Source organism: Pseudomonas sp. MF09156, assembly GCF_059862305.1.
On record NZ_JCBCUR010000004.1, the window covers coordinates 79524 to 105659 of the forward strand.

Genomic DNA, 26136 nt, shown 5'->3' on the forward strand with positions numbered 1-26136 from the left:
AGTCAGGCTTGTCACGGTTGAGGTGCGCATTGTAGCCGTGAATCGCCTGACCGGCACCCGCTGGATGCCCAATAACCTGCCGGGCTCAGCCCTTGGCGGCCATCGCCGTGACTTCCACGCGCATGCCTTCGACCGCCAATGCGGCCACGCCAACAGCCGCGCGTACCGGCCAGGGTTTGCCGAAGAAGCGCTTGTACACCTCGTTGAATGCGGCGCGGTCGGCCATGTCAGTAAGGTAGATGGTCAAGTGCATGACCCGGTCCATGGAACTACCTGCACGTTCAAGGGCGACCTTGAGGGCTTGCAAGGTGCATTCACTTTGCACGGTGATATCGCCCAGTTCCAGGCTGCCATCGGCACGCACGGGGATTTGGGTGGAAACCAGGATGCCGTTGAAGCCGATCACGTCGGATGAGATGGAATCGGGGTCGAGGTCGGGGGTGTAGTCTAGGTGGCTCATGGGGGCTCTTTTATTCAAGAAGTGGATCAGGCCGGCAGTTTACCTGGGGGCAACGTGTGCCACAGCTGATTTGAGAGTTAGATGATGTCGAAAGCGGCTGGCTAAAATGCCACTATTGCGCACAAGTACTTTGCTGGCCTGGACATTGGAGCTTTAAAGGCATGAAGGTTAAACATTATCCATCAAGGCTTATCCTGGTAGGCGAACCAAATACCGTTAGGAACCCCCTCATGCATTTATTTATCCGAGCGGCGCTGTTGCCAGTGGCCATTTTTGTCCTCGACGCACACGCCCAGACGGGGCCTTCGTTCAAGTGCAGCGCGAACTTGAGCAGCTCAATAGAGACGCTGATCTGCGCCAGCGAAGCGCTTAGCGCCCTTGATCGCCAAATGGCGAGCACCTACAGCGCCGCGCTGAAAAAGGCCGGTAGCCAGGCCAAGATGCTCAAGGCCGAACAACGTGGCTGGATCAAGGGCCGCAACGACTGCTGGAAGGCTGACGACAAACAGGCCTGCGTGCGCGACAGTTACAAGCAGCGGTTGGTTGAACTGCAGCAATGAATCGTCTGCTGTTTGTTTCTCTGGATGGGCCCAAGGGCACCGGCAAAACCACACTGTTGGAAGCCGTTACCAAAGCACTAAGGGCGGACAACAAAAAGGTCATCCGACTGTGCGAGAAAAAAAGCGATCCCTTTAGACGGGAAACAATGGCCCTCGTTAACACGCTGGTCAGAAATCCCTCGCGGGACCTGGAGTGGGAGATTTGTGAACGCCTCGCGGACAGCCGTGCCTGGATTTCTCAACACGTCCTGGCTAAACAGCTACCCGGTAGCATTGTGTTGATTGATCGCTGGTACCCATCCGATGCAGCGTTTCGCCGCATAGTGCCGTTTGCAGAGGTTCTGCAATTGAACATTGACCGAAACGTGCAAGTACCGGACTTGCATGTGGGGATTGTCACCGCACCTGGGGTTTCATGGGCGAGGGCTGCGGCGCGACGGCGTGGGCTGAGCAGCACGGTGATCCATAGGTTGGAAGAACATGTGGCGTGTACCGAGGCGTTCGAGCGAGCGGTTGCGAATCACGGTTGGGTTTTATGTCGGAATGAAGGATCGATCGAAGACGCAACAAGGCAGGTGGTTGCTGAGATCTATAGGGTGCTTGTTGGCCAATCGCCCCGGATTCTCTAGACACCTTGCAAGCTCATTGCGTAAAGCTTCTCAAACTCTATCGGTGACAGATGATTGTTGAAACACTACCGGCGTTTTGCGTTGTAGAACATCTCGATGTAGTTCTACCTGCAGGGTCGCTTTCGTCTGTACTTTTTCGTAGACCCCAAGTCAATTAATCATCACCACCTCACACGTCGCGAAGAGCAAATGCCGCTGGCAATGGTGGAACTCCTTCGCGCAATGCTTCCCACAAATGCAAAGAGGCGCTGGTGTGATAACGCTTTCGGGAACGAATCAGGTATGCAGAGCGATGCAAACCGGGTGCAGAAATCGGTCGAGCCCCGTCAAGCATGTTCAAGCTGAGCGCCGCCATGGTGTTCATGACAGCCGTCACATTGTTGTAGCGCGTAGCCTCTGCCAAGTCAGACAAAATATCTGACTCAAGATAAATGCACGGCTTAAGCCGGGCCTTGGCAAAGGCTGCATCTAATTGCCGTCGCATCATGTACTCGCTGGGCAGCAAAGCCAATTTACCCTGGGCAAGCGTTACCAAATCGATGCTTTCTCCGTTGTGCGGCGCGTTGCTAATCGCCACAAACTGCTCCTGGAAGCACTTCGTAATCTCCAGGTCCGCAGAAGGTTCAGGATCAAATGTCACCGCCAGTTCAAAATCTCCGCGCAGGACACCATCGGTCAATGCCTGCGCGCTACGCCGGCGTAGAGATACCGACAAAGCCGGCCATTGCTCCTGAGCCCGGCGGACAATCGGTAAAACCCAACATTCGCCATAGGATTGTACGAGCCCTACGCGTACCAACCCGCCAACCTCTTGCGAGCGATCGCTGATGCTGCGCAATGCCGCCTGGAGATCGCCAAGGCAAGCTGAAATCTGCAGATGAAGTTGATTGGCCGGTTGTGTCGGTCTGGCGCGCCCCCCACTGCGATCAAATAGCCTAAGTCCGAGCGTCATCTCCAGAGCGGCAATTTGTTCAGACAAGGCAGGTTGCGAAATCGAACATGATTTCGCGGCTTCGTTAAAGCTGCTGCATTCCATCGCTGCGCTGAAATAGCGCAATTGGCGCAACGAAATGACTTCAAGAGGGTCGCGATTTTTAATAGGTTTTTCCGATGACTTTTAAAGAAAAAAGTGAATTTACCTTGGCAAATCCTATTGGAGATACTGGTGACCGTCAAATGTGGTGGTAGCCAGCCTTTACACCGCGACCTTTTCTCTCTCCTGGCCAAACGGGTCTGCCATGCCACATATCAAAATTGAAGCAAGCGCTGGGATTATCGATGTCATCGACTGGGCAAATATCTTGAACAAGTTGCACACCGGGCTGGCCAATGAAGGCTGGGCCAGGCTGTCAGATCTTAAATCCCGCATCCACCCCTGTACCGCGGCTGTTTCAGCTGATGATCCGAGCGCCCAACAAGTCATCGCGACGTTGGTTCTGACTAATCCAAGGCCTGCCGAAATGCAGCGAGCGATGATCCAGATGGTTCTGAAGCACCTTGGACAAGCCATTGATGCCACCCACCCGAATCAGTGGGTTCAATGCTGCGTCTTTCTGCAGCCGGTTCCCAAACACGATTACATCAAGCAGCAGTGGAACCCTCCGAGCTCACCGTAACCGAGCAATACCACAACGATTTTTGCGTCACATTTTCCTTACAACAAGAAGCAGACAAAATGAAAAACTCTATTTTCCGCATTGCACTTTTGCTCGCAGGCAGCCCTCTTTTATTGGCGGCTTCACCCACTCAAGCCCAGGATGTCGTCCGTCTTGGCAATCTCAAACTGGCACATTTCGGGGCCGTTTCGTACATGAAGGACCATTGCAGCAAATACGGTTTGAAGGTTGAAGAGCGGGTTTTTTCTAAAGGTACTGACATGCTTCCGGCGATCATCTCAGGTGACCTCGACATCGCCGCTTTTGGCTCGGAGGCAGCCATTTCCGGGCGCTCTAACGGTGTGCCAATCTTTGCTCTAGCTGGTTTCTCGACCGGGGGGGCGCGCATCATCGCCGGAGCCGACAGTGGCATCAAAAGTATGAAAGACCTTAAGGGCAAGCGTGTCGCCGTAACTCGCGGTACTGCGCTGGAGCTAATGCTCTATGGAGAGCTTGAGCTTGCGGGCCTGACCTGGTCTGACAAACCGGGCAAGGATGTGCAGGTAGTTTTCCTCGCTTTTGCCGATCTCAACAATGCCTTGGTCACCAAGCAAATAGACGCGATGAATCAAGCCGAGCCGCAGGCAACACAAGCACTTAGCAAGAACATCGGAATCGAAATCACCAAGCCCTATAACACCGCCATGGGTAGCCCTTCTCGCCTGCTCGTCATGACCGAAAAAATGTACAAGGAAGCCCCCGACGTCGCGCAGCGTGTTGTCACCTGTTTTGTAGAGTCGACCGTACTATTCAACAAAGATATGGCGTTGGCCGACAAATACGTGCGCGAGCAGATGTTCAAGGGACAACTCAGTCCACAGGACTTCAAGGACGCCATGGAAAACGCGCAATACACGTACGACGTTACCCTCGAGCATATCGACATCACCACCAGTTACATGGCCAAGTATGGTGCGGGCAAGATGAGCAAGCCACCGAAGGCGGCCGAGTGGGTCAAGCTTGACTTGCTGCAAAAGGCTAAGGCCGATCTGAAGGTGACGCAATGATGCACAAACTCAAGAGCTTAGCCGAGGGGTTGCTGGTCCCGGTCGTGATATTGATTCTCTGGGAAGCTGGTTCGCGTTTCGGGTTGTTCTCGGCGGTTGTTCTGCCTTCTCCCACTGCAGTCGCAATCAAGTGGTGGGCCTATCTGATGCCGCTGCAATCGCAGGAGCCCCACCAGAGCTATCTCGCCTGGCTAGTGTCCGGCGAACTACTGCATGACGCTTACTCCAGCCTCTACCGCGTGATCGTCGGTTTCATCATCGGTGCCGCACTGGCGTTGCCCGTCGGCCTTCTAATGGGGGCCAGCAACGGCATCTACCAGCTGCTCAACCCATTGATGCAGATACTGCGGCCGATTCCACCCATTGCTTATATTCCGCTGGCTATCCTCTGGTTCGGGCTGGGCAATCCACCGTCCTTCTTCCTGATTGCCATTGGTGCTTTCTTCCCTGTATTGATAAATACCATTGCCGGTGTCCGTCAGGTCGATGGAATCTACCTGCGCGCGGCACGTAATCTCGGGGTTAATCAGTGGACGATGTTTAGCCGCATCATCCTGCCAGCCGCGACGCCCTACATCCTGGCGGGTGTGCGCATCGGTATCGGCACCGCGTTTATCGTCGTGATCGTTTCCGAAATGATTGCGGTCAACGACGGCCTGGGCTTCAGGATTCTTGAGGCTCGGGAGTTCATGTGGTCGGACAAAATCATCGCAGGCATGATCACCATCGGCATGCTCGGACTCCTTATCGATACCGCTGTCAGTCGACTAAATAACCATTTGCTGCGCTGGCATCGCGGCCTGGAGCAATAGCATGGCCCAAATCATCATCAACAACGTACAGAAGGTCTTTAAGACGCCGGGCAAGGATGTCATTGCGTTGAAGGATATCAATCTGGAGATCAAGCAGGGGGAGTTCGTTTGTTTGCTCGGCCCTTCGGGCTGTGGCAAGTCAACGCTACTCAATGCCGTGGCTGGCTTTGCGCTGCCTTCGGGTGGGGAGATTACCGTTGAGGGCAAGAACATCATCGGGCCCGGCCCGGACCGTGGCATGGTGTTTCAGGAGTACGCACTATTCCCGTGGATGAGCATTTCTCAGAATATTGCGTTTGGCCTTGAAGTGCAGAAGAAGTCGAAGTCGGAGATCGATTCGACGGTCAATCAGTTGCTGGCGTTGTTGCACCTCACTGATTTCCGCGACCGTTTTCCGAAAGATTTGTCCGGTGGCATGCGCCAGCGTGTAGCCATTGCCCGTGTGTTGGCGCTCGATTCGCCAATCATGCTGATGGATGAACCCTTCGGTGCTCTCGATGCGCTGACCCGGCGGAATTTGCAGGATGAATTGCTGCGCATCTGGGAGAAGCTAGGCAAGACGATTCTCTTCGTCACCCACTCGATAGAGGAGTCGATCTATCTCGCTGACCGTATTGTTGTGATGACTTACCGCCCAGGTACGGTCAAGCGCGATCACATTGTCGAGATACCCCGCCCGCGTGATCCGGCTTCGCCAGAGTTCAACAACCTGAAACGCGAACTTGGCCTGTTGGTCATGGAGGAGCAGCAGCGCCATTCCAACGATGAAATGAAACTTGCCACGGGCGACTGATAAAAGACCGAGAATATTGTTCAGAAGCAAAATCTGAACCCCATTCATTTAGTTTCAACACCCAATCGTCACACCGTGCTATGGCAAGGTGTGACGATTATCTTTTAGTGTATTGGCCTCTCGTGTCTTGTTGCTGTCTATCTGGCGATTGAAGGAAAAATCCCGGTCCAACATTTCGATAACGCTGAACTACCAGTCCTCTAGTACCTGGCTATCCAATTGCGCAATGCGAGAAATAATATAGTCGCGCAAAGTACGTATCAACGGGGTGATCTGGCGTCGGCTCGGCAGCACCATGAAGAGTGGCGCCGGTTCGGTCGTCCAATGGGTACACAAGGCCTGAAGATGGCCTTGCGCGAGATCCTTGGCGACATCTAAACGCGCCTTGTAGGCGATACCTTTACCCAGCAGCGCCCAAAGCCGCACGGCATCGCCGTCGTTGGACACATTCATGCTCCTGACGCGCACGGTGATCTGCGGCTCATCCCCCAAAGAGAAGTGCCATCTGTCCCGCACGTTGTCACCGAGCATAAAGCACAGGCAGGCGTGGTCGCTCAGTTCGTGGGGGCTTGATGGCGTGCCATGCCTGGCCAGATAAGCGGGTGAGGCGCAAAGCACTCGACGGTGTGTCGGTGCCAGCGGGAGAGCCACAAGGCTGGAGTCGGGGGGGTGACCATAGCGAAATGCCGCGTCGACAGGCTCGCTGTAGACATTGGCCATGCGATCCGACAGTTGCAGGCGAATTTCAACCTGGGGGTGCAGATTTTGGAAATCGTTGAGCCATGGCAGCAGCAGGTTACGGCCGAAGTCGGACGATGCAGCGAGCTTGAGCACGCCATGCAGAATCGGGTCTGCCACTGCGATTTGCTGCGCGGCTTTCTGCAGTGTTTGTAAGGCCGGACGGCAATCTTCCAGGAAACGTTCGCCGTGTTCTGTCAGACGCAAGCTGCGAGTTGAGCGCACGAACAGTTGCACGCCCAGTTCCGCTTCCAGGCGTTTAAGCGCAGCGCTTGCCGCGGCCGGCGTCAGGTCTAGATTGCGAGCGGTCGCAGACAGGCTTCCGGTGTCCACGGTACGTACAAAAATCTCAAGATCCTGTAGGGCTTTCATCGGTACGCGGTGCGCTCGGGGAGGGGGGGTGTTTTCAAATATTATTTGAATATCCCTTCTCGGGATAGGCTGTTTTTCAAATGATTTTGTTCGTGGATGATCAGCCTACATCCACAGGGTTCCAGGCGTTCAACACCCTAATCCGATTGCTCACTGCCCTGCATGCCGCTTGACGTTTGGCCGTTGTGATCAACGACTCAAACTGAAAGCCAAATCTGAGAGATACCTATGAAAGCCAATGATCGAGACCAAGCTTCTATCCAGACGCCCGATAACCCACAGCGACGCACCTTTATCCAGCAGGCCGGGGTAGGTGTAGCCGCCCTCGCGGCCACGACTTTAGTCAATCAGGCTTCAGCAGCGTCGGTTCCCGCTCTTGAGGACGGCAACAAAGGCAAGGTCACTGGCAAGCAAGGGAAATTTTGGCCCGGTGATACGCGCCTGGTGGTTTCAGTTTCGATGCAGTTCGAGGCAGGTGGGCAGCCTGCGAAAGGCACGGACAGCCCGTTCCCTCGTGTGGATTTTCCCGACAGTGTCCCATCGGACGCTGCCGCGAATACCTGGTTTGCCTACGGCTACCGGGAAGGTATACCGCGAATGCTCGATCTGTGGGACCGCTACGGAGTAAAAGTCACTTGTCACATGATCGGTGAAGCCGCTCAGCGTCACCCGGAGTTGGCCAGGGAAATAGTGAGGCGCGGGCACGAAGCGTCTGGTCACGGCCCGCGTTGGAGCTCTCAATATGCGATGGGTCGAGATGAAGAGCGCAAGTTTTTACAACAAGCGCGCGACATGGTCGCAGAAGTGACAGGGCAGAGTCCGGCGGGTTACAACTGTAATTGGTTACGGCGTGGCCCAAATACGTTATCACTGCTGCAAGAGTTGGGTTATCTCTATCATATTGATGATCTTAGTCGTGATGAGCCATTTATTGAGAAGGTCAATAATAAAGACTTTGTGGTGGTCCCGTATACCTTGCGTAATAACGACATCCTATTGATTGAAGGTCGTAATTATTCGCCAAGTCAGTTTTTGGAACAGATAAAGTTAGACTTTGATCAGTTGTATGAAGAGAGTAGTACTCGCCGGCGGATGATGTCTGTCAGCGCCCATGATCGCATCAGTGGTTCCCCTCAAATGGTTCGTGTATGGGGTGAGTTTCTAAAATATGCTAATAGTCATGCGGGCGTGAAGTTTATGCGTAAGGATGAAATCGCTCGATACACCCTGGAAAGCCCCCTCTCGTATAGAGAATCAGAAACTATATAGGCTTGGTTAGGCTTTGACCACTATATGGCTTTTGAAAGCTTTTAGCTTTATCCCTGTCAAGGTTTATGAAAGTCGACGGTATTTGACGATAACGCTTGTTTTCTGGATGAACTTGGTGGCCTTGAGTTTTTTTGCGAGCAAGCTCGCTCCTACAGAAAGCAAAAGCTGATGAGTGCCGGGTGATTTTCAAAAACCTTGAAAGGGATGGTTTTACATGGCCTTCATGTGTGCTGTGATTTTACCGACTTCCCAATAACTTTGCGTGTGAGGCGCTGTATGTCCTTGAGTTTGAGAGTTGTTAATTGGCTGTCATTGTTGGCCACTGTAATGGTGGTTGCATTGTCGGTTTATTCGTTTTTTATCTACTCCATTTCAAGCTGGACGCTAATATCGTTAGTGGGGTTGATTGTGGTGTTGGTATTGTCGTTTTTTTCGCTATGGCAACGTCCGTACTCGTTTTTTGCATGGCTTGCTACGATGTTTTCCTTGCTTGTAGTTGGTCGTTTATTTTCCACTATGCGCCTCAGTGCCGTGAGTGAGACGGGCTCAGCGCTTGATCCGCTACTTCTGGCAGAAACGGGTCCTGGATTACCTTGGTTAACCTGGACGTGCGTAGGGTTATTCGTCTTGTTGCTGCTAAAGCTCTGGAGCATTATTCAGCACGATCGTAGTGTCGCTGGAACAAGTTCAGAACAATGGGGGATGACTGCTATCAGGGTTTATGTCGGTTTGATGTTCATTGCTCATTTCGCTGGGCATTTGTTCGCTGGACCACAGGCGTTTGGAGTGTTTCGTGATTACTTTGGAAGTATAGGTTTACCGTATCCAGGGTATTTTGTGGTGCTGGCCGGGTTAATAGAGTTGGCTGTAGCGTTTGGGCTGGCGTTTGGCTTTTTAACGCGTTTGGCAGCCTTCGGCGGCGCCGTTTACCTGTTGGTGTCCGTTGGAATGGGCGGGCATTACGGCGTGGGTTATATATGGGTTTTGCCTACTGGTGGCTGGGAGTTTCCTGCTCTCTGGGCCTTTGTTGTAGGGGTTTTTGCATACACGGGAGCCGGTCCTGTTTCTGTTGATAATTACCTGCGAACTTCGCGCTACTGACATATGACCGTTAGGGCTCTACAACTCCCACTTTTGATCTCTGCTGGCTTTATTAAGGGGCTGCGATTGCCTGCGCCAATTGCGTCTGCCTACGCAGCAGGCCAATAGCCGTGCGCATTATCCGGATTAGCCGGAATATATTTCCCGAACTGAGTCGATTATCAAGAAATCCCCTCATAGATATTCTGTGGTCATTGGCACCACCGACTATCTACGAGGAGACACTGATGTCCACACTTTTTACCCCTGGCGTTGTTGGCCAACTGCACACCCCCAACCGTGTAGTCATGGCGCCCATGACTCGCTCGCGCAGCACCCAGCCTGGCGATGTGCCGAACGCCATGAACGCGGTGTATTACGCACAACGGGCGTCGGCCGCGTTCATTGTTACTGAAGCCACGCAGATCTCGCCCCAGGGCAAGGGCTATTCATTCACCCCAGGTATTTACAGTGACGAACAGGTCGCCGGCTGGCGCCTGGTGACCGATGCGGTGCATGCCGCTGGCGGGCGAATTTTCCTGCAGTTGTGGCATGTAGGGCGTATGTCGCACCCTGATTTCCACAATGGCCAATTGCCGGTCGCGCCGTCTGCAATTGCGTTTGACGGCAGCATCTGGAAAGTGGACGCCGAATCGGCTGTCGGCAGCATGGCCCCGTGCCCGACACCACGGGCGCTGGAGCGTAACGAAATCCACGCCATCGTCGACGATTATCGTAAGGCTGCGCGTAATGCCATGACCGCGGGTTTCGACGGTGTCGAAGTGCATGGGGCCAACGGCTACCTGATCGACCAGTTCCTACGTACCACGTCTAATGTTCGTACAGATGAGTACGGCGGATCGCGCGAGAACCGCCTGCGCTTTCTCAAGGAAGTCATGGATGCAGTGATTGATGAAGTGGGAGCCGCCCGTACGGCGATCCGCGTTGCGCCGTTTCTTACGGCACGTGGCATGGCGTGCCCGGACATTCTGCCCACCTTGTTGGAAGCAACCAGCTATTTGCAAGGCAAGGGCATTGCCTACCTGCACCTGGTCGAAGCGGACTGGGATGATGCCCCCAAGTTTCCCGAGGACTTCCGCCAAGCCGTGCGCGAGCGCTTTCGCAATGCGATTGTGGTGGCCGGTAAGTACGACCTGGAACTCGCAGAATGGGTCCTGGAAAAAGGCTACGCAGATTATGTCGCCTTCGGACGCAAGTTTGTCGCCAATCCGGATCTGCCTCTGCGGCTGGAGAAGGGGTACCCGTTAGCGGGTCTCGAAGGTGCCGAGCTATTTGGCGGTACCGAACGTGGCTACTCGGATTTTTCCGCCTGGGCTCAGTAGGGCGCAAGCTCTCAGGTCAGCTCTGAAACATCTCCTTGGAGCGCGCTCAAGTTGCCAGCTTCAAGGAGATTTCGTCCATCAGCAGTTTGACCCGGCGCGGCACTACGTGGCCGGAAGGGTAGACAATCTGCAAGTCCACGCCCGGCAGAGAGTAGCTCTCCAGCACCTCGACCAGTCGGCCTGCGTCCAAGTCATCACGCACATCGATGTAGGACTTGATACAGATGCCGTGACCGGCCAGGCACCACTGGCGCACCTGATCACCGTCATTGGCAATACGCCTGCCCGACACCAGAACCTTGAATGTACGACCATCGGCGCGGAACTGCCATTCACGGTGGATGCTGCTGCCAAAGCGCATCAGGATGCACTGCTGTTGCGCCAGGTCCGATGGGTGTTGGGGCGTGCCGTGGGCCGTGAGATAAGCGGGGGATGCACACACGACCCTACGGCCCTCGCTGAGTTTTCTGACGCGCAGGGTGCTGTCGGACAGGGCGCCATATCGAATGGCGAAATCAATCCCTTGCCCCGCGAGATCCAGGTAGCCATCGGTCAGGTTCAGGTCGAGGCTGACGTTGGGATGCGCCTGCAGAAAGTCATCAAGGATCGGCACGATGCGGTTGCGGCCCAGGTCGACGGGGACGCTCAGGCGTATCAGGCCCGAGATCCTTTCGGTGCCCAGTTTGATATTGCTCTCGATGTCTTCAGCTTCGGCGAGCAGGCGCCGGGCGCCCTCCATCAGCATCCGTCCTTCGTCCGTCAGGCTGATCGAACGTGTCGTACGGGTCAGCAGGGTTGCGCCGTAGTGCCTTTCCAGAGCCCCGAGCCGTTCCGACACAGACGTGGGCGAAAGTCCGACCTCGCGGCCTGCCGCCGACAATCCGCCTTTCTCGACAATCAATAAAAACAGCGCGAGGTTCTCGAAGAGCATTATCCGGATTTCCCTGAATATGATTGTGCTTTTGAATGGATTCTACGCCTTGGGCTTCAAGGATATCGTTTCTGCATTCACTCTTGAGGAACGACATCGTGCATATCGATCACGTCACCCTACGAACCCGCGACCTTCGCGCTATCCGCGACTTCCTGATTCAAGTCTTTGACCTGGAGGAGGGCACTCGCCCCCACGAAATCCGTGGCAGCGGATTTTTTTGCGCACCCCGGGCGGGCAGTTGCTAGAGACCGTTTTCCCTGGCCCCTCTTCTGAAAACAGCTGGTAGCCCCCCAACCGCACCCGTGGAGAAACACCGATGACTGACTCAACCAAAATGCCTTTTCAAGTATGGATCCTCACGCTGGCGGCGTTCGCCATTGGTACGGCGGAGTTTGTGATCGCCGGTATCCTGCCGCAAGTGGCTGAAAGCCTGGCGATCAGCGAAGGCCAGACAGGATCGTTGATCACTGCCTATGCCCTATCCATTGTCGTGGGGGGGCCTTTGCTGACCCTGTGGCTATCGCGCTTTGAGAAACGCAATGTGTTACTGGGGTTGATGGTGCTGTTTATCGTCGCCAACCTGATCACCGCGCTCAGCCAGGATTACACCGTGCTGCTGATCAGCCGTGTCCTGGCCGGCCTGACCCAAGGCCCGTTTTATGGGATCGGCGCGGTAGTTGCCACGCGTTTGGTCGCGCCGCAGATGGCGGGGCGTGCCGTGGGCCAAATGTTTGCTGGCCTGACCCTGGCCAATGTACTGGGTGTGCCGGCAGGGGCGTGGATTGGCAATGCGCTGGGGTGGCACGCAGCGTTTTTTGTGGTCGCGGCATTGGGGGCAGTGGCAGCCGTGGCGATTGCCACTAACATCGAGCGACAAGGACAGGAAAAGGCCGTCTCCGTGATGGGGCAACTGGCTGGGCTACGTGACCGTAACTTGTTGGCGAGCCTGCTGATTACCGTTCTCAGTTGGGTTGGCTTCATGACGTTCTACGGTTACGTGGCGCCCTTTGCCGAGCAAGTTGCAAGCATCGATCGCGGTAACGTCACGTGGGTGTTGATGATCGTTGGGATTGGCCTGGTCATCGGCAATAGCCTGGGTGGCAGGACCGCCGATGCCAACCTGCGTCTGTCGCTGATTGGCTGGCCTTTGGCGATGATCGCGTCGCTGGTCGTGGCGTACCTAGTGTCGAGCAACCCATACGCGTTTCTGTTGGCTGTTTTTGCCTTTGGTGTAACCTCATTTGCCAATGTCCCGGCGCTGCAGATGCGGGTGATGAACTACGGCGGTAAAGCGCCGGAGTTGGCAGCCACGGCGAATATCTCGGCGTTCAATGTTGCCAACGCCCTGGGTGGAATGATTGGTGGCGCAGTCATTGACAGCCATTTCGGTGCACAAGCGATTCCATTTGCGGCGGCGATTATTCCTATCGTCGGTGTGTTGTTTATCCTGACCCAAGAGCGCAAGGGCCCAACTGCAGCGGTTTCGTTGTTTAAGTGATCAACAAGGGCGTCCCGTTCAGTTCACCTTCGGTGCGCAACGTTCAGCGTGCGAACGATCTGGAGTTGCGTATCTGTCAGGCTGCGGTAACGAGTGCGGTCGGAACGAGCATTGATGATATGGCTCTCAAAGCGCCGCTCTAGGCTTGTACAAGCAGCGGTAGTCGTTGACCTGAAGAGAACCTGCATTGAATCAGTTTCATCGACAGCCACTTGATTTAACATAATATACATTATGCGAACTATCCTATGCGGAGCTGAGGGGCTCTGGGAGGCTGCTTTTCACTAAGCGACCTAGAACCTCTGCGTGCCAGATTCAAAAGCAGCCTCCGTCGCCGGCGCTGACCTGCCTTCGTTTGAGCCTTGGGCCATCTGACGTTTACGGCGAGTCAGCACACCGTTCACCAACACTGTGATGAAATCGATATCGTTGCCCGTCGTAACGCAGTACTGGGAAACAAGAGCCCGGGCCGCCGACCTTGACATCAGGCCAACCATTACTGCCTTTGCTAGCGAGAAACTCAGCGGCGCCGCTTTCTTTGAGCATGAGTTTCCAGTGGCCGTCAGACTGCTGACTGACTAGATAAAATCCAGTACCCGCTTGCCCATAACAGTAAGTGCTGCCTTCGGTAATCAACGCATCCGGCCGGCCGTCACCGTTCAGGTCCTCAACCAATTCCATGGTTACCGGCGTGTAGCTACCTGTTGTCTCGATTTCGCACTCCGACGTCTCTTGGTTAAATCCAGCAGCGCGGAATGCTTTTAACTGCTCGCTACGCGGTAGTTCATCTGCCAGCGCTGTAGCACTGATCACGAAACATGCCACCCACAGACCTGACGTAAGCCTTCCCCGCATATAGATCGTCCCTATATGATGCCAAACGTTTAGCTATGCTCTTGACTATAACTAAACTAAATGACTGTTTAGTTTAGTTATAATAATCCACTCACACTCCTAAGCTAAAATGCTAACCCTTCCTCGCCCCCGGACTCTGCCAAAACGCAGGATCAGCACTCTTGAGCCGCTCAACCGCATTATTGATATGCTCCAGCGCCGCCTGGCGCGCGGCTTGCGGGTCGCGTGCGGCAATGGCGGCGTACACCGCAAAGTGCTCGGCCCGGACGGTCTTGGCCAGGTCGCGGCGGCGCTCTTCGTTGGAGCGGGTGATGCGGATCGCTTCTTTGATGAACTGCGCGATGAATTCGTGCAATGACGGATACAGCGGATTGCCGGTCGCCTTGGAAATGGAGTGATGGAACGCCAAGTCCTCCTCAACCCCGTCGCGACTCCCCTGCTCGGCCGTATCAATGGCCTTCAGCGCCTGGTGGATCGCTTCCAGTTGCGCCGGAGAGTGCCGTTGCGCCGCCAGTGCCGCCGCTTCGCCTTCGATGCCACGGCGTAGTTCGGTGACGCGCAACACCGCCTCGATCGACCCGCCCACATCCAGGTCAATGGTGAACGCCTTGATGTGCGCACCTTCGCTGACCACCGTGCCGCTGCCCTGGCGCACCTCCACCAGGCCGGCTGACTTGAGGCGTGAAATGGCCTCACGGATAACCGTCCGGCTCACGCCGAAGCGCTCGGCGAGTACGGGCTCGGTGGGCAGGCGATCGCCCGGCAGTGCTTCGCCGTTGGCGATGTAGGCCTTGAGGGCCGCCGTCACCTGGTCGGACAGTGTGCCCTTGGCGGAGTCCTTGAGGACGCCCAGCGCATCGGCACTACAGGAAGACTTGTCAGCAGTGGGCATAGAAAGCTCTGGCTCAAATCTGTGAAAGGTACTGCATTTTAGACCCGGCGTCCCCTGGGGATTTAGTCGTTGAATTCGTATGACGTATTATGATAAAAAACGCCCCATCATGTAATCCGACACACACAACGCCACCCACTATAAAAATAAGGATGGGGGAAACACATGACTGAGTCAGTGATTCAAACCAGTACTGCCGTACCCGCAGATCGCTTCGAGAACCTGGCGTATCGCAAAGTGGCGTGGCGGATCATGCCGCTGTTGCTGCTGTGCTATCTGGTCGCCTACCTGGACCGGGTGAACGTCGGTTTCGCCAAGTTGCAGATGTCTGACGATTTGCAGTTTTCCGAAGCCGTCTACGGCCTTGGTGCAGGGATCTTCTTCATTGCCTACTTCCTCGTCGAGGTGCCCAGCAACCTGATCCTGCATCGCGTCGGCGCGCGCTTGTGGATCGCCCGCATCATGATCACCTGGGGCATCATCTCCTCGGCCATGGCCCTGGTGACCACGCCGACATCCTTCTACATCATGCGTTTCCTGCTGGGGATTGCCGAGGCCGGGTTCTATCCGGGTGTCATCCTGTATCTGTCCTATTGGTTCCCGACCCACCGCCGCGGCAAGATGTACGCCCTGTTTGCCACCGCTGTGCCGCTGTCCGGGCTGATTGGCGCGCCGCTGTCCGGCTGGATCATGAGCGCGTTCAACGGTATGCATGGATATGCCGGCTGGCAATGGCTGTTCTTCCTTGAAGGGCTGCCCTCGATTGCCGTCGGTTTCCTCGTGGTGTTCTGCCTCAGCGACCGGATCTCCAGCGCCGGCTGGCTCACCCGCGAAGAAAAAACCCTGCTGCAGGCACGCATTGACGCCGAAGCCGTCGGCCACCAGAAGCACAGCCTTAAAGAGGTGTTCCTGCAACCGCGTATCTGGCTGTTGACGGCCATCTACTTCTGCATGATCGCCGGGTTCTACACCGTCGGTTTCTGGTTGCCGACCCTTATCCGCCAGGCCGGCGTCAGCGATGTGTTTGAGGTGGGCATGCTCACCGCCATCCCGTACGCCGCCGCGGCAGTCACCATGATCGTGGTTTCACGCAGTGCCGACCGGCTGCGCGAACGGCGCTGGCACCTGGCGCTGACCGCCGTGCTCGGGGGTATCGGCCTGTTCATCTCCGCCACCTGGAGCGACAACTTTACCGTGTCGATGATCGGCCTGACCCTGGGCTCGATGGGGGCCATGAGCACCCTGCCCTTGTTCTGGAGCCTGCCGACAGCCTTCCTCGGCGGCACGGCTGCCGCTGCTGGTATTGCGCTGATCAACTCCTGGGGCAACCTGGCGGGCTTTGTCTCGCCGTACCTGATGGGCTTCCTCAAGGACCTGACCCACAGCACCACAATCGGCATGTACGTGATGGCGAGCGCCCTGTTCCTCGGCGCCCTGCTGGTCTTCAGAATTCCCGGAAAACTCGTCAACCGCTGACGTTTGGAGTAACTCATGAATATTCTCGTGACCGGTGCAGCCGGCTTCCTCGGCCGGCGCCTGATCGAAGCGCTGCTGCTGCGTGGTTCGCTCACCGACCGCACTGGCCAGTCGCGGCCCATCGGGCAGATCGTCGCCTTCGACATGGTCGAACTCACAGGGATCGCTGATCCCCGGGTCAAAGTGGTGTGTGGCGATATCGCCAACGCGCAAGTGCTGGAAAGCCTGATCGATGCCAACACAGACAGCATCTTCCATCTGGCTGCGGTGGTTTCCAGCCAGGCCGAAGGCGACTTTGAATTGGGCATGCGCATCAACTTCAGCGCAACCCAGAACATGCTGGAGCGCGTGCGCCAGCTCGGTACGTGCCCCAAATGGGTGATGACCAGCTCTGTCGCGGTGTTCGGCGGACAGTTGCCGGAACAGGTGCCGGATAATCAGGTCTGGGCGCCGCAAAGCTCCTACGGCACGCAAAAAGCCATGAACGACTTGCTGCTCGCCGACTACAGCCGGCGCGCCTTCGTCGATGGTCGCAGCCTGCGCATGCCGACCATCGTGGTGCGCCCAGGCAAACCCAACCTGGCGGCCTCCAGCTTCGCCAGCGGGATTATCCGCGAGCCGCTCAACGGCCAACCCAGCGTGTGTCCGGTACCCCTCGACACCCGCCTGTGGCTGATGTCGCCGGCACAGGCCATTGGCAACCTGATGCATGGCCATGAACTGGGTGGCGAGCAACTGGTCCAGGGCCGGGTGATCAACATGCCGGGCCTGTCGATCACCGTTGAGCGCATGATCGATGCCCTGCGCCAGACCGCCGGTGCGCAAGTGGCCGAACGGATTCGCATGGAGCCCAACCAGGCGATCGAGCGCATTGTCGGCTCCTGGCCCGGCGCCTTTTGCGCCACCTACTCCCGGGACCTGGGCTTTACCGCAGACGAGCATTTCACTGATGTGATCGAGCAATTCATCCATGAATACCAGCCCGGCTAAACCCGATTGAGGAGCGCACCATGTTGAACGCCCCTGCCCGGCCGCTGCTGGGCTGCATTGCCGACGATTTCACCGGAGCCACGGACCTGGCCAATATGCTGGTGCGCGGCGGCATGCGTACTGTGCAGAGCATCGGCATACCCGCTGCCGATGTCGCCAGCCAGCTCGACGCCGATGCAATCGTCATTGCCCTCAAGTCACGCACGGTGCCGGCCGCCGATGCCGTCGCGCAGTCCCTCGAAGCGCTGCACTGGCTGCGCGAGCGCGGCTGCGAGCAGATATTTTTCAAATACTGCTCGACATTCGACTCCACGGCGGCCGGCAATATCGGCCAGGTCAGCGACGCCTTGCTGGACGCGCTGGGTAGCGATTTCACCCTCGCCTGCCCGGCGTTCCCGGAAAACGGGCGCACGGTGTTTCGCGGGCATTTGTTCGTGCAAGACCAATTGCTCAGCGAGTCGGGCATGCAGCATCACCCGCTGACGCCAATGACTGACGCCAACCTGGTTCGCGTGTTACAGGCGCAGACCCAAGGCAAGGTCGGCCTGTTGCGCTATGACAGCGTGGCCGGCGGCGTCGAGAGCATCCGCGCGCGCATCGCTCAGTTGCGCGCCGACGGGGTCAGCATGGCTGTCGCCGATGCCCTGTGCGATACCGATCTCTATCTGCTGGGCGAGGCTTGTGCTCAGTTGCCGCTGCTCACTGGCGGTTCCGGGTTGGCCCTGGGCTTGCCGGGCAACTTTCGGCGTGCCGGCAAATTGCGCGCGCTGGACGCTACACAAGTGCCCGCCGTCAAAGGCGCTGAGGTGGTGCTTGCGGGCAGCGCTTCCCAGGCCACCAGGGGGCAGGTCGCGAATTGGTTGCAGGCAGGTCGCCCGGCCTTGCGTATTGACCCGCTGGCATTGGCGGCGGGAAAACCGGTGGTCGAGGAGGCGCTGGCCTTCGCCGCCGACCATGCGCAAACTGTGCTGATCTACGCCACCAACACGGCCGATGAGGTCAAGGCGGTCCAGCGCGAATTAGGCGCCGAGCGTGCGGGGCACCTGGTGGAGCAAGCCATGGGGCGGATCGCCAGCGGGCTGCGCGAGGCCGGTGTGCGGCGCTTTGTGGTCGCCGGCGGGGAAACCTCGGGCGCCGTGGTCCAGGCGCTGAATATCCAGCTATTGCAGATCGGCGCGCAAATCGACCCAGGGGTGCCCGCCTGCGTCAGCACGCCCGGGGAACCCCTGGCACTGGCGCTCAAGTCGGGTAACTTCGGCGGTGTGGATTTCTTCGACAAGGCCCTCAAGCAACTGGCAGGAGTTCGGACATGAGCAACGAAAATACCCTGCGTGAAGAGATCTGTGACGTCGGCGCTTCGTTGTACACCCGTGGCTACACGGTGGGCAGCGCCGGCAATATCAGCGCGCGCCTGGAGGACGGCTGGTTGATCACGCCCACGGACGCATGCCTGGGGCGTCTCGACCCGGCGGCGATTGCCAAGGTCAACCTGGCCGGGGAATGGGTCAGCGGCGACAAACCGTCCAAGACCCTGGCCCTGCACCGTCAGGTCTACGATCGCAACCCTGGGGTGGGCGGCGTGGTCCACACCCACTCGACCCATCTGGTGGCGTTGACGCTGGCCGGGGTCTGGCAGGAGGATACAATCCTGCCGCCGTTGACCCCTTACCAAGTGATGAAAGTCGGGCGCATCCCGCAGATCGCCTATGAGCGCCCCGGCTCTCCCAAGGTGGCCGAGCGGGTGGCGCAGCTGGCCAACCGTGTGCGCGGGGTGATGCTTGAGCGCCTCGGGCCGGTGATCTGGGAAAGCTCGGTGTCCAAAGCCAGCTATGCCCTGGAAGAATTGGAAGAAACCGCACGCCTGTGGCTGATGACCGATCCGCGCCCCGCTCCCCTGCCCCAGTCGGCACTGGATGAGTTGCACGCGGCCTTTGGTGTTCAGTGGTAACACCGGCCATACGATTGATTGTTCACCCCTGGAGTCTTCATGCCTCGTTTCGCTGCCAACCTCAGCATGCTTTACCCCGAACATGATTTTCTCGACCGTTTTGCCGCCGCCGCTGCCGATGGTTTCCAGGCCGTGGAATACATGTTCCCCTACGCCTACCCCGCGCAACAGTTGAAACAACGGCTCGACGACAATGGCCTGGTCCAGGCCCTGTTCAACGCGCCGCCCGGCGATGTTGCGGCGGGCGAGAAAGGCACCGTGTCCCTGCCTGGTCGTGAATCGGAGTTTCGCTCAGGTTTCGACCAGGCCCTGGAATATGCCGCCGTCCTGGGCAACGACCGCATTCACGTTATGGCCGGGCTGCTGGCAAACGAAGCGGATCGCGCCAGGCACCAGCAAACCTACCTGGACAACCTCGACTATGCGGCCACACAAGCCGCCAAGAGCGGCGTCACCGTGTTGCTGGAGCCGATCAACACCCGGGACATACCGGGGTTTTTCCTCAATCACCAGCATCAGGCGCACGCCATCTGCAAAGCCGTCGGCCATGCCAACCTGAAAGTCCAGTTCGACATCTACCATTGCCAGATTGTCGAGGGCGACGTGGCGACGAAGCTGCGCCAGGACTTCGCCGGTATCGGCCACATCCAGATCGCGGGCGTGCCGGATCGCCACGAGCCGGACCTGCATAACGAGCTGAACTATCCCTATCTGTTCGAACTGATCGACCAACTGGGCTATACCGGCTGGGTGGGTTGCGAATACCGGCCGCGCGGCAACACATCCAAGGGCCTGCAATGGCTGCGCGATTGGCAGGCACGCCCAAACAAGAGCGTCACTTTCGGCGCAGACAAGCAGAACGCGCCCCAGCCCTGAGCCTGCAAATGTGGCTTTTAAGAATCGCCTGAGAGAATCCCCAGCGCCCACCTCCTAACATGAGCCCCGAAGCCATTCCAAACCTATCCAGGGAAGCTGCGGGCCCTCATGTCACCACTCAAGCATTTGCCATTCTGCCGGTCCCTGCTCTGGATCAGTGCGCTGCTTGCAGCGCTGCTGGCCCTGGCGCCCTGCGCGCAGGCGACGGTCAAGATTGAAGGCACGCGCCTGATCTACTTTGGCCAATATAAAGAAGCCAGCATCAACATCGTCAATCAGTCCCCCGGCGAACTGGTGGTGCAAAGCTGGGTCACCCGCGAGGACGATGATGCAACTTCGCCGGTGCCCTTTGCCGTGGTTCAGCCGCTGGTTCGCCTGGATGCTCAACAGCATCACCTGCTGCGTATTCTGTATGCCGGCGAAGGCTTGCCCGACGACGTGGAATCGATGTTCTTGCTCAACGTCATGGAAATCCCGCTGAAGCCGCACGCCACCGACAGCGTGCAATTTGCCGTGCGCCAGCGTCTCAAGCTGTTCTATCGCCCGCCTGGGCTTGTCGGCAGCTCGTCAGAGGCGGTGCCCCGCTTGATGTGGGAGCGCACCGATGGGCAGTCCATAGCGGTCACCAATCCGAGTGCGTTTCACCTGTCCCTGATCGATGTGCAAATCGACGCCGGCGGCCAGGTTCAGGCGCTGGATGACTACGCATTGCTCAAGCCCGGGGAACGCAAAGTCTTCAGTGCCAAGGCCCCCATCAGCGCCGGGAGCCAAATCAACTTTACCGAAATCACCGATATCGGCTTGCAGGCCCGCCATCGTGCGGCCCTCAAGTGATGGTTCGTGGGGAACACCGACCTATGTCACACCTTAAATACCTGCTCCTGGCCACCTTGCTTGCCTGCGCCGCCCTCCCCGCTACCAGCTATGCGCTGGCCTGTCGGGTGGACGGTAGCGGTTCTGTCGCTGACACCGCGCCCCTGGGCACGGCATTGGCAGTAGCGGCCGATGCGCCGGATGGCACGATTATCTGGGAGTCGGGCCCACGCTCGGTGAACGTGATTTGCAAGGATGACTTTGAGCATGGCCGCGAAGAAGTGTTTTTTTACCTGAACCCGGCAAGCGTCAGTATCGGTCAGGGCATTCGTGCCGGGATTCGCTATAACTCGGTGCCGATCACGCAAAGCAGTGGCAAGTACGGTACTGGGTTCTACTCCGACCGCGGTTGCAACTTGTCAAACTGCGTCGGTTGGGACAAGGCCCGGTTCACCCTCAACTTCAGCGTGTTTATCGAGAAATTTGGTACCACGCCGCAAAACGGCCAGGCCAGTACCCTGTCGCAATACCGGGTCTTTCAACTGGACGGTATTACGGGGCTCAACAACCGCCCCAACAGCAACCTCAATTACATCGTCACCGGCGTCAACGACATCCGCTTCGTGCCCTGCACGCCAGACCTGACGATCACGCCCTACGTGGTGAACTTTCCCAAGCCCTCGCGCAAGGCGCAGATCGGCGAGGTGGCAAGCACCGCCACCTTCAGCTTGAGCCTGCGCAAAGCCTGCGACACCCCGTATACGGTGAGCGCGCGCTTCGCCACCACCCCGGGCGGCGGGAACGTGATCAATGGCCTGTTGGTGCCGGCCAATAACAGTTCCGTGGGCATTTCGTTGGCCTGGGACTATACCAATCAGCATCTGCCCTTTAATGAATGGTTCCCCCTGGCCCGAATGAATGGTGCTAACCAGACCTTCCGCCAAGACTTCAGGGCGGACTTGAAGTGGCGCAGCCTGCCCATTCCCGGCGCGTTCGATGCGGCGGTCGTGGTCGATATGTTCTACAAGTAACGGCACCGGCGCTTTTAAGGATCGTCTTATGCCCAGGCGCTGGGCGGCCGATTAAAATCCGCCGATGCGATTTAAAAGTTATCTGTTGCAGATCAATCCCGTCCTGTCCCGACCCGAAGCAGCCAGAAGGCTGCTTCGTCTTTTCGCCACCGTGTTGCTGGTTGGCATCTTGAGCGGTGTCTATACGTTTCTGCTCTCCACCTTCAACAATGACATCTCCCAGCGGCGCGGCTATATGAGCAGCGCCATTGCCGAGGCGCATACCTTCTTCACCACCCGTGAAGCGCTGCTTGAAAGCCTGAGCCTGTCGGCGGTGCGCAAATCCGCGCAAGCCAAGGCCCAGGTCTACCCGGCAGTGGGCGAAGAGCAGCGCCTGCTGCTGGGCAACACGCCAAGCCATCAGTGGAGCATCTGGCTGACCTCGCGCATGCGCAGTTACCTGAAGTCCAAGCAGGTCAACCTGCTCTACGTGACCGCCGGCCCCGATCCGCAACTGACCCGGCTCTACGACTCCACGCCTCAGGTACTGCCGTTTTCCCAGTGCATGCTCAATCGCCTGCGGGCGCTGAAGAAGCACAACCCGTTGGACCCCGGCGAACTCTGGCTCAGCGACCAGACCGAAGGCCATTCCCACCTCTACCTGTTCATTCTGCTGGATGAGCGCGACCCCGACTCCGGCTGGCTGGGCCTGGAGATGGAAAGCCATGAAGTGTCCACGACCCTCAATGACCAGAGTGCGGGCGAATTCATGATGCTCAACTCCCAGGGCATGCTGGTGTTTACCAATAGCCACGACCCACGGCTGGACCAGTCCCTGCTCAAGCCCAAGGGCGAGAATTTTTTCGGTTTTGTCGGCGGTGGCCTGGTGCCGGATCACCTGGTGATTCGCAAGCAACTGAAGTCGTCGGACTGGCAACTGATGTATTCGATCAACTTGCGCGATGTAGTGCGCGGATTGTGGCGCGAACTGCTTGGCTCGCTGGTGTTTTGCCTGTTCAGCGTGACCCTGATCTGGCTGGTGATGCGCCGGGTCAATCAACGCTTCATCATCCCGTCGATCAATGGCATCCAGGCGCTGATCGAAAGCGAGGCCTTCGGGCGCGACGTGATCCAGACCGCGCCGGTGGCGTTGTGCGTGCTGCGTCGCACCGACGGCCAGGTGGTGCTGGAAAACACCCTGGCCCAGCAGTGGCTGGGCACCGGCCTGGAGCGTGAAGCGCTGTGCGCCGGCTGGATCCGTCAGGCCTTCGATGGCACCTCCTGCGGGCATTCGGATTACTTCGAGACCGTCGACGGCCGCCACCTTTACCTCAGCAGCGCGCCCACCCGCTATAGAGGTGAGGACGTGCTGTTTTGTGCATTCAGCGACATCAGTGCGCGCAAACAAGTGGAAGCGGCCCTGGAAGACGCGCGGCAATCAGCGGATGCGGCGAATGCCGCGAAAACCCTGTTCCTGGCGACCATGAGCCACGAGATCCGCACACCGCTGTACGGCGTGCTGGGCACCCTGGAACTGCTGGCCCGCACTCAGCTCGATGCCCAGCAAAAAGACTACCTGCATGCCATAGAGGGTTCTTCGGCCACGTTGCTGCAACTGATCTGTGATGTGCTGGATGTGTCGAAGATCGAGGCCGGGCAGTTGGCGTTGGAGCTGAGCGAGTTCTCGCCCCTGGACCTGGTCAATGAAATCATCCAGGGCTATGCCGCGGCCGCCAGGGGCAAGGGTTTGCAGCTCTACGCCTGCTTTGATCCCAAGCTGCCCGAGCGGCTGATGGGCGATGTCACACGCCTGCGGCAGATCCTCAACAACCTGTTGAACAACGCGGTGAAATTCACCGACTACGGGCGCGTGGTTCTGCGGGTCAAGTTGCTTGACCGCGACGACGAGCGCTCCAGCGTGCTGTGGCAAGTGTCCGACACCGGCAAAGGCATTGCCCAGGAAGACCAGGCGATGATTTTCGAGCCGTTCTATCAAAGCGAAGGCAATACCAACGTGGTGGCCGGCACCGGGCTTGGCCTGCCGATATGCCAGCGCCTGACGCAATTGATGAACGGGCATATCCGCATGGTCAGCGAGCTGGGCCTGGGCAGCAGTTTCAGCCTGACCCTGCCGCTGGAAGTGGCGCACTGTGCGCCCATGAGCAGCTTGCTTGCCGAGACTGTCTATGTGGTCTCGCCGATTCCCGAACTCGCTCAATCGATCAGCGGCTGGCTGCGCCGCTGGGGCGCCCGGGCCCAGACCGGCCAGCCAACCCACCCCGATGGCCAACTGCTGCTGGAGCTGCACCCCGGCGCCATCGAACAGCCCCTGGTGCCCGATTGGCCGGGGCCGGTGATCCTGGTCAGTAGCAACAGCGGCAATGGCCAGCAACCCGAGACCGGTACGTGGCACGCCAACCTCAACCAATTGAGTGCGATTCACCAGGCGGTCAGCCAGGCCCAGGGATTGTGGGTCGCCCGGGTCGATGAGCAGGCGCAAAAGCGTGAACTGCGCAAGCTCAACCTGCATGTGCTGGTGGCCGAGGACAACGTTATCAATCAATTGATTTTGCGCGATCAGCTTGAGGAACTTGGGTGCACCGTGGAATTGGCCTGCGATGGTCATGAAGCGCTGCAGCTGTGCAAGGCCTCACACTTCGATGTGGTACTGACGGATGTGAATATGCCCAGAGTCAACGGTTACGAATTAGCCAGGCAGTTGCGCAGCCAAGGTTGCGCGCTGCCCATCATCGGCGCGACTGCCAACGCCATGCGCGGCGAGGCCGACCTGTGCCTGGCCGCCGGAATGAACCATTGCCTGGTCAAACCCTTTGCGTTGCGGGCCCTCTTCAACTACCTGGAGCCTTACGCACGGATCCCCCATGAAGCCCTATAGTATTTTGATCGTCGAGGACCATCCCCTGCAGCACCTGTACCTGCAGAACCTGCTCAATGAATTGGGTGACTTCCTGCTGGAGGCTGCCCAGGATGGGAACGAGGCGCTGGAGCGCCTGCGCCAGCGTGATTTCGACCTGGTACTGACGGATCTGCTGATGCCGGGCATGGACGGTGTGCAGTTTATCCAGAGCCTGGCGACCCTGCGTTGCAAGCCCGCCCTGGCTATCATGAGTGCCGCGTCCCGGCGGATGTTGATGGCGGCCAGCCTGGTGGCGAAAAATCTCGATGTGAAAGTCATCGGGCTGATTTCCAAGCCGGTCGCCGCTGATGCGCTGCGCAGCCTGGTCAGCCAGCTCAACCACAAGGACCGCAGCCCTTCCCCACCGGCCGCGACGGCCCCGGCGATTGACCGGCATACGCTCATCCAGGCCATGGGCAACGGGCAAGTCCAGGCCTGGTTCCAACCGAAAAAATCCCTGGCCAACGGCCGGATCGTCGCTGCCGAAGCGCTGGTGCGCTGGATGCACCCCGCACAAGGGGTACTGTTGCCCGCGGCGTTTTTGCCGGCGATCAAGGCCTTCGACCTGGAGGAGCGCCTGTTGTGGCTGGTGCTCAAGCAAGCGATCCATGCCCAGGAGCGCTGGCGCCAGCGCGGGTATGAGATTCCGGTATCGATCAACTTGCCGACGCACCTGCTCAACAGCCATGACTTGGCAGACCGCCTGCTGGCGTTTGTCCTGGAGCACCAGGGCATCCCGGGGATGATCTGCTTCGAGCTGATGGAATGCTCGGTGCCCCAGGACATCAGCAACTTCTACGCCGGTGCCTGCCGCCTGCGGATCAAGGGATTTGGCCTGTCCCAGGACGATTTCGGCAAAGGCTACAGCTCTTACCTGAACCTGGTCTCGACCCCGTTTACCGAACTGAAGATCGACCAGGCGCTGGTGCAGGGTTGCCATGATAACGAGGGCATGGCTTCGGCCCTGGCCAGCATCATCGCACTGGGCCGCAAACTGGGGCTGACCGTCGTCGCCGAAGGAGTCGAAACACCCCAGCAACTGGCGCTGCTGCGCAAAATCGACTGCACCCAGGTCCAGGGCTTCCTGATCTCTCACGCGGTGTCGTCAGAACAATTTCAGCAACTGTTGAACAATGATGGCCCTGCGACATCTCATTAGCCCGCGGCCTGGATTTGTCTAACCTGTATAAGGAGTAAACTCCATCCAGC

At 57.9% G+C, this 26136-nt stretch carries 25 protein-coding genes; 19 read left to right on the forward strand and 6 right to left on the reverse strand.

All coding sequences use genetic code 11. The features are described 5' to 3' along the window. Positions 1 to 85: 85 nt before the first annotated feature. A complete protein-coding gene (locus AC19YY_RS11965) occupies positions 86 to 460 on the reverse strand; it encodes a RidA family protein (RefSeq protein ID WP_169951607.1) in 375 nt (124 codons plus the stop codon). Between the two features lie 230 nt (positions 461 to 690). On the opposite strand from AC19YY_RS11965, the gene AC19YY_RS11970 reads away from it, so the two are divergent. Beyond that, complete coding sequence (locus AC19YY_RS11970) at positions 691 to 1020, forward strand: lysozyme inhibitor LprI family protein (RefSeq protein ID WP_169951610.1); 330 nt, start codon at positions 691 to 693, stop codon at positions 1018 to 1020. Beyond that, entirely contained in the window at positions 1017 to 1649 is a 633-nt protein-coding gene (locus AC19YY_RS11975; RefSeq protein WP_500604225.1) for a dTMP kinase, read from the forward strand. Before AC19YY_RS11970 ends, AC19YY_RS11975 begins: the two co-directional genes overlap by 4 nt. A 169-nt stretch (positions 1650 to 1818) precedes the next feature. Here the strand turns inward: AC19YY_RS11975 and AC19YY_RS11980 are convergent, their stop codons facing one another. Beyond that, the gene (locus tag AC19YY_RS11980) at positions 1819 to 2715 is read right to left on the reverse strand and encodes a LysR family transcriptional regulator (protein WP_500604226.1); all 897 of its coding nucleotides are present in this window, start codon (positions 2713 to 2715) and stop codon (positions 1819 to 1821) included. A 172-nt stretch (positions 2716 to 2887) separates the two neighbouring features. Between AC19YY_RS11980 and AC19YY_RS11985 the strand changes: the two genes are divergently transcribed. The 4 genes from AC19YY_RS11985 to AC19YY_RS12000 are packed head-to-tail and all read left to right on the forward strand — an operon-like array spanning position 2888 to position 5916. Next, positions 2888 to 3265, forward strand: a complete 378-nt coding sequence (locus tag AC19YY_RS11985) for a hypothetical protein (RefSeq protein ID WP_500604227.1) — start codon at positions 2888 to 2890, stop codon at positions 3263 to 3265. A gap of 59 nt (positions 3266 to 3324) precedes the next feature. Continuing rightward, entirely contained in the window at positions 3325 to 4311 is a 987-nt protein-coding gene (locus AC19YY_RS11990) for an ABC transporter substrate-binding protein (RefSeq protein ID WP_500604228.1), read from the forward strand. After that, positions 4308 to 5123, forward strand: a complete 816-nt coding sequence (locus tag AC19YY_RS11995) for an ABC transporter permease (protein WP_500604229.1) — start codon at positions 4308 to 4310, stop codon at positions 5121 to 5123. The genes AC19YY_RS11990 and AC19YY_RS11995 overlap by 4 nt, the downstream gene beginning before the upstream one ends. Position 5124: 1 nt before the next feature. Then, positions 5125 to 5916 (forward strand): ABC transporter ATP-binding protein, encoded by a 792-nt coding sequence (locus AC19YY_RS12000; protein ID WP_500604230.1) that lies wholly within the window; start codon positions 5125 to 5127, stop codon positions 5914 to 5916. Between the two features lie 189 nt (positions 5917 to 6105). Here the strand turns inward: AC19YY_RS12000 and AC19YY_RS12005 are convergent, their stop codons facing one another. Next, complete coding sequence (locus AC19YY_RS12005) at positions 6106 to 7026, reverse strand: LysR family transcriptional regulator (protein ID WP_500604231.1); 921 nt, start codon at positions 7024 to 7026, stop codon at positions 6106 to 6108. A gap of 228 nt (positions 7027 to 7254) precedes the next feature. On the opposite strand from AC19YY_RS12005, the gene AC19YY_RS12010 reads away from it, so the two are divergent. The 3 genes from AC19YY_RS12010 to AC19YY_RS12020 all read left to right on the forward strand — a co-directional run bounded on the left by AC19YY_RS12010 (position 7255) and on the right by AC19YY_RS12020 (position 10718). Next, entirely contained in the window at positions 7255 to 8295 is a 1041-nt protein-coding gene (locus AC19YY_RS12010; RefSeq protein ID WP_500604232.1) for a polysaccharide deacetylase family protein, read from the forward strand. A gap of 276 nt (positions 8296 to 8571) precedes the next feature. After that, entirely contained in the window at positions 8572 to 9396 is an 825-nt protein-coding gene (locus AC19YY_RS12015) for a DoxX family protein (protein ID WP_500604233.1), read from the forward strand. A gap of 224 nt (positions 9397 to 9620) precedes the next feature. Then, positions 9621 to 10718 (forward strand): alkene reductase, encoded by a 1098-nt coding sequence (locus AC19YY_RS12020; protein ID WP_432755756.1) that lies wholly within the window; start codon positions 9621 to 9623, stop codon positions 10716 to 10718. Positions 10719 to 10764: 46 nt separating this feature from the next. On the opposite strand, the gene AC19YY_RS12025 is transcribed toward AC19YY_RS12020, so the two are convergent. Continuing rightward, the gene (locus AC19YY_RS12025) at positions 10765 to 11649 is read right to left on the reverse strand and encodes a LysR family transcriptional regulator (protein ID WP_169951618.1); all 885 of its coding nucleotides are present in this window, start codon (positions 11647 to 11649) and stop codon (positions 10765 to 10767) included. 319 nt (positions 11650 to 11968) lie between these two features. On the opposite strand from AC19YY_RS12025, the gene AC19YY_RS12030 reads away from it, so the two are divergent. Next, positions 11969 to 13150 carry an MFS transporter gene (locus AC19YY_RS12030; protein ID WP_170041416.1) on the forward strand — a complete coding sequence of 394 codons (1182 nt, stop codon included), beginning with the start codon at positions 11969 to 11971 and terminating at the stop codon, positions 13148 to 13150. Positions 13151 to 13528: 378 nt separating this feature from the next. Here AC19YY_RS12030 and AC19YY_RS12035 read toward each other — a convergent pair whose 3' ends face one another. Together AC19YY_RS12035 and AC19YY_RS12040 are read right to left on the reverse strand one after the other, a co-directional pair. Continuing rightward, positions 13529 to 13963 (reverse strand): hypothetical protein, encoded by a 435-nt coding sequence (locus AC19YY_RS12035; protein WP_170041405.1) that lies wholly within the window; start codon positions 13961 to 13963, stop codon positions 13529 to 13531. A 154-nt stretch (positions 13964 to 14117) separates the two neighbouring features. Further along, positions 14118 to 14897 carry a FadR/GntR family transcriptional regulator gene (locus AC19YY_RS12040; RefSeq protein WP_169951688.1) on the reverse strand — a complete coding sequence of 260 codons (780 nt, stop codon included), beginning with the start codon at positions 14895 to 14897 and terminating at the stop codon, positions 14118 to 14120. A gap of 165 nt (positions 14898 to 15062) precedes the next feature. Between AC19YY_RS12040 and AC19YY_RS12045 the strand changes: the two genes are divergently transcribed. The 9 genes from AC19YY_RS12045 to pvrR all read left to right on the forward strand — a co-directional run bounded on the left by AC19YY_RS12045 (position 15063) and on the right by pvrR (position 26086). Continuing rightward, the gene (locus AC19YY_RS12045) at positions 15063 to 16373 is read left to right on the forward strand and encodes an MFS transporter (protein WP_169951690.1); all 1311 of its coding nucleotides are present in this window, start codon (positions 15063 to 15065) and stop codon (positions 16371 to 16373) included. Between the two features lie 15 nt (positions 16374 to 16388). Next, positions 16389 to 17363, forward strand: coding sequence for a D-erythronate dehydrogenase (denD, locus tag AC19YY_RS12050; RefSeq protein WP_500604234.1), 975 nt, complete (start codon positions 16389 to 16391; stop codon positions 17361 to 17363). Positions 17364 to 17383: 20 nt separating this feature from the next. Further along, positions 17384 to 18676: a 3-oxo-tetronate kinase gene (gene otnK / locus AC19YY_RS12055; RefSeq protein WP_500604235.1), complete on the forward strand. Its 1293-nt coding sequence runs from the start codon at positions 17384 to 17386 to the stop codon at positions 18674 to 18676. After that, a complete protein-coding gene (gene otnC / locus AC19YY_RS12060) occupies positions 18673 to 19311 on the forward strand; it encodes a 3-oxo-tetronate 4-phosphate decarboxylase (RefSeq protein WP_170057331.1) in 639 nt (212 codons plus the stop codon). The genes otnK and otnC overlap by 4 nt, the downstream gene beginning before the upstream one ends. Before the next feature lie 39 nt (positions 19312 to 19350). Further along, entirely contained in the window at positions 19351 to 20187 is an 837-nt protein-coding gene (gene otnI / locus AC19YY_RS12065) for a 2-oxo-tetronate isomerase (RefSeq protein ID WP_492634668.1), read from the forward strand. A 108-nt stretch (positions 20188 to 20295) separates the two neighbouring features. Continuing rightward, a complete protein-coding gene (locus tag AC19YY_RS12070; RefSeq protein WP_500604236.1) occupies positions 20296 to 21021 on the forward strand; it encodes a fimbrial biogenesis chaperone in 726 nt (241 codons plus the stop codon). A 23-nt stretch (positions 21022 to 21044) separates the two neighbouring features. Further along, positions 21045 to 22031, forward strand: a complete 987-nt coding sequence (locus AC19YY_RS12075) for a fimbrial protein (RefSeq protein ID WP_500604237.1) — start codon at positions 21045 to 21047, stop codon at positions 22029 to 22031. Positions 22032 to 22095: 64 nt separating this feature from the next. Next, positions 22096 to 24906 (forward strand): ATP-binding protein, encoded by a 2811-nt coding sequence (locus AC19YY_RS12080; RefSeq protein WP_500604238.1) that lies wholly within the window; start codon positions 22096 to 22098, stop codon positions 24904 to 24906. After that, on the forward strand, positions 24893 to 26086 hold the full coding sequence (pvrR, locus tag AC19YY_RS12085) for a response regulator cyclic di-GMP phosphodiesterase PvrR (RefSeq protein WP_169951708.1): 1194 nt from the start codon (positions 24893 to 24895) through the stop codon (positions 26084 to 26086). Before AC19YY_RS12080 ends, pvrR begins: the two co-directional genes overlap by 14 nt. Positions 26087 to 26136: the final 50 nt, after the last annotated feature.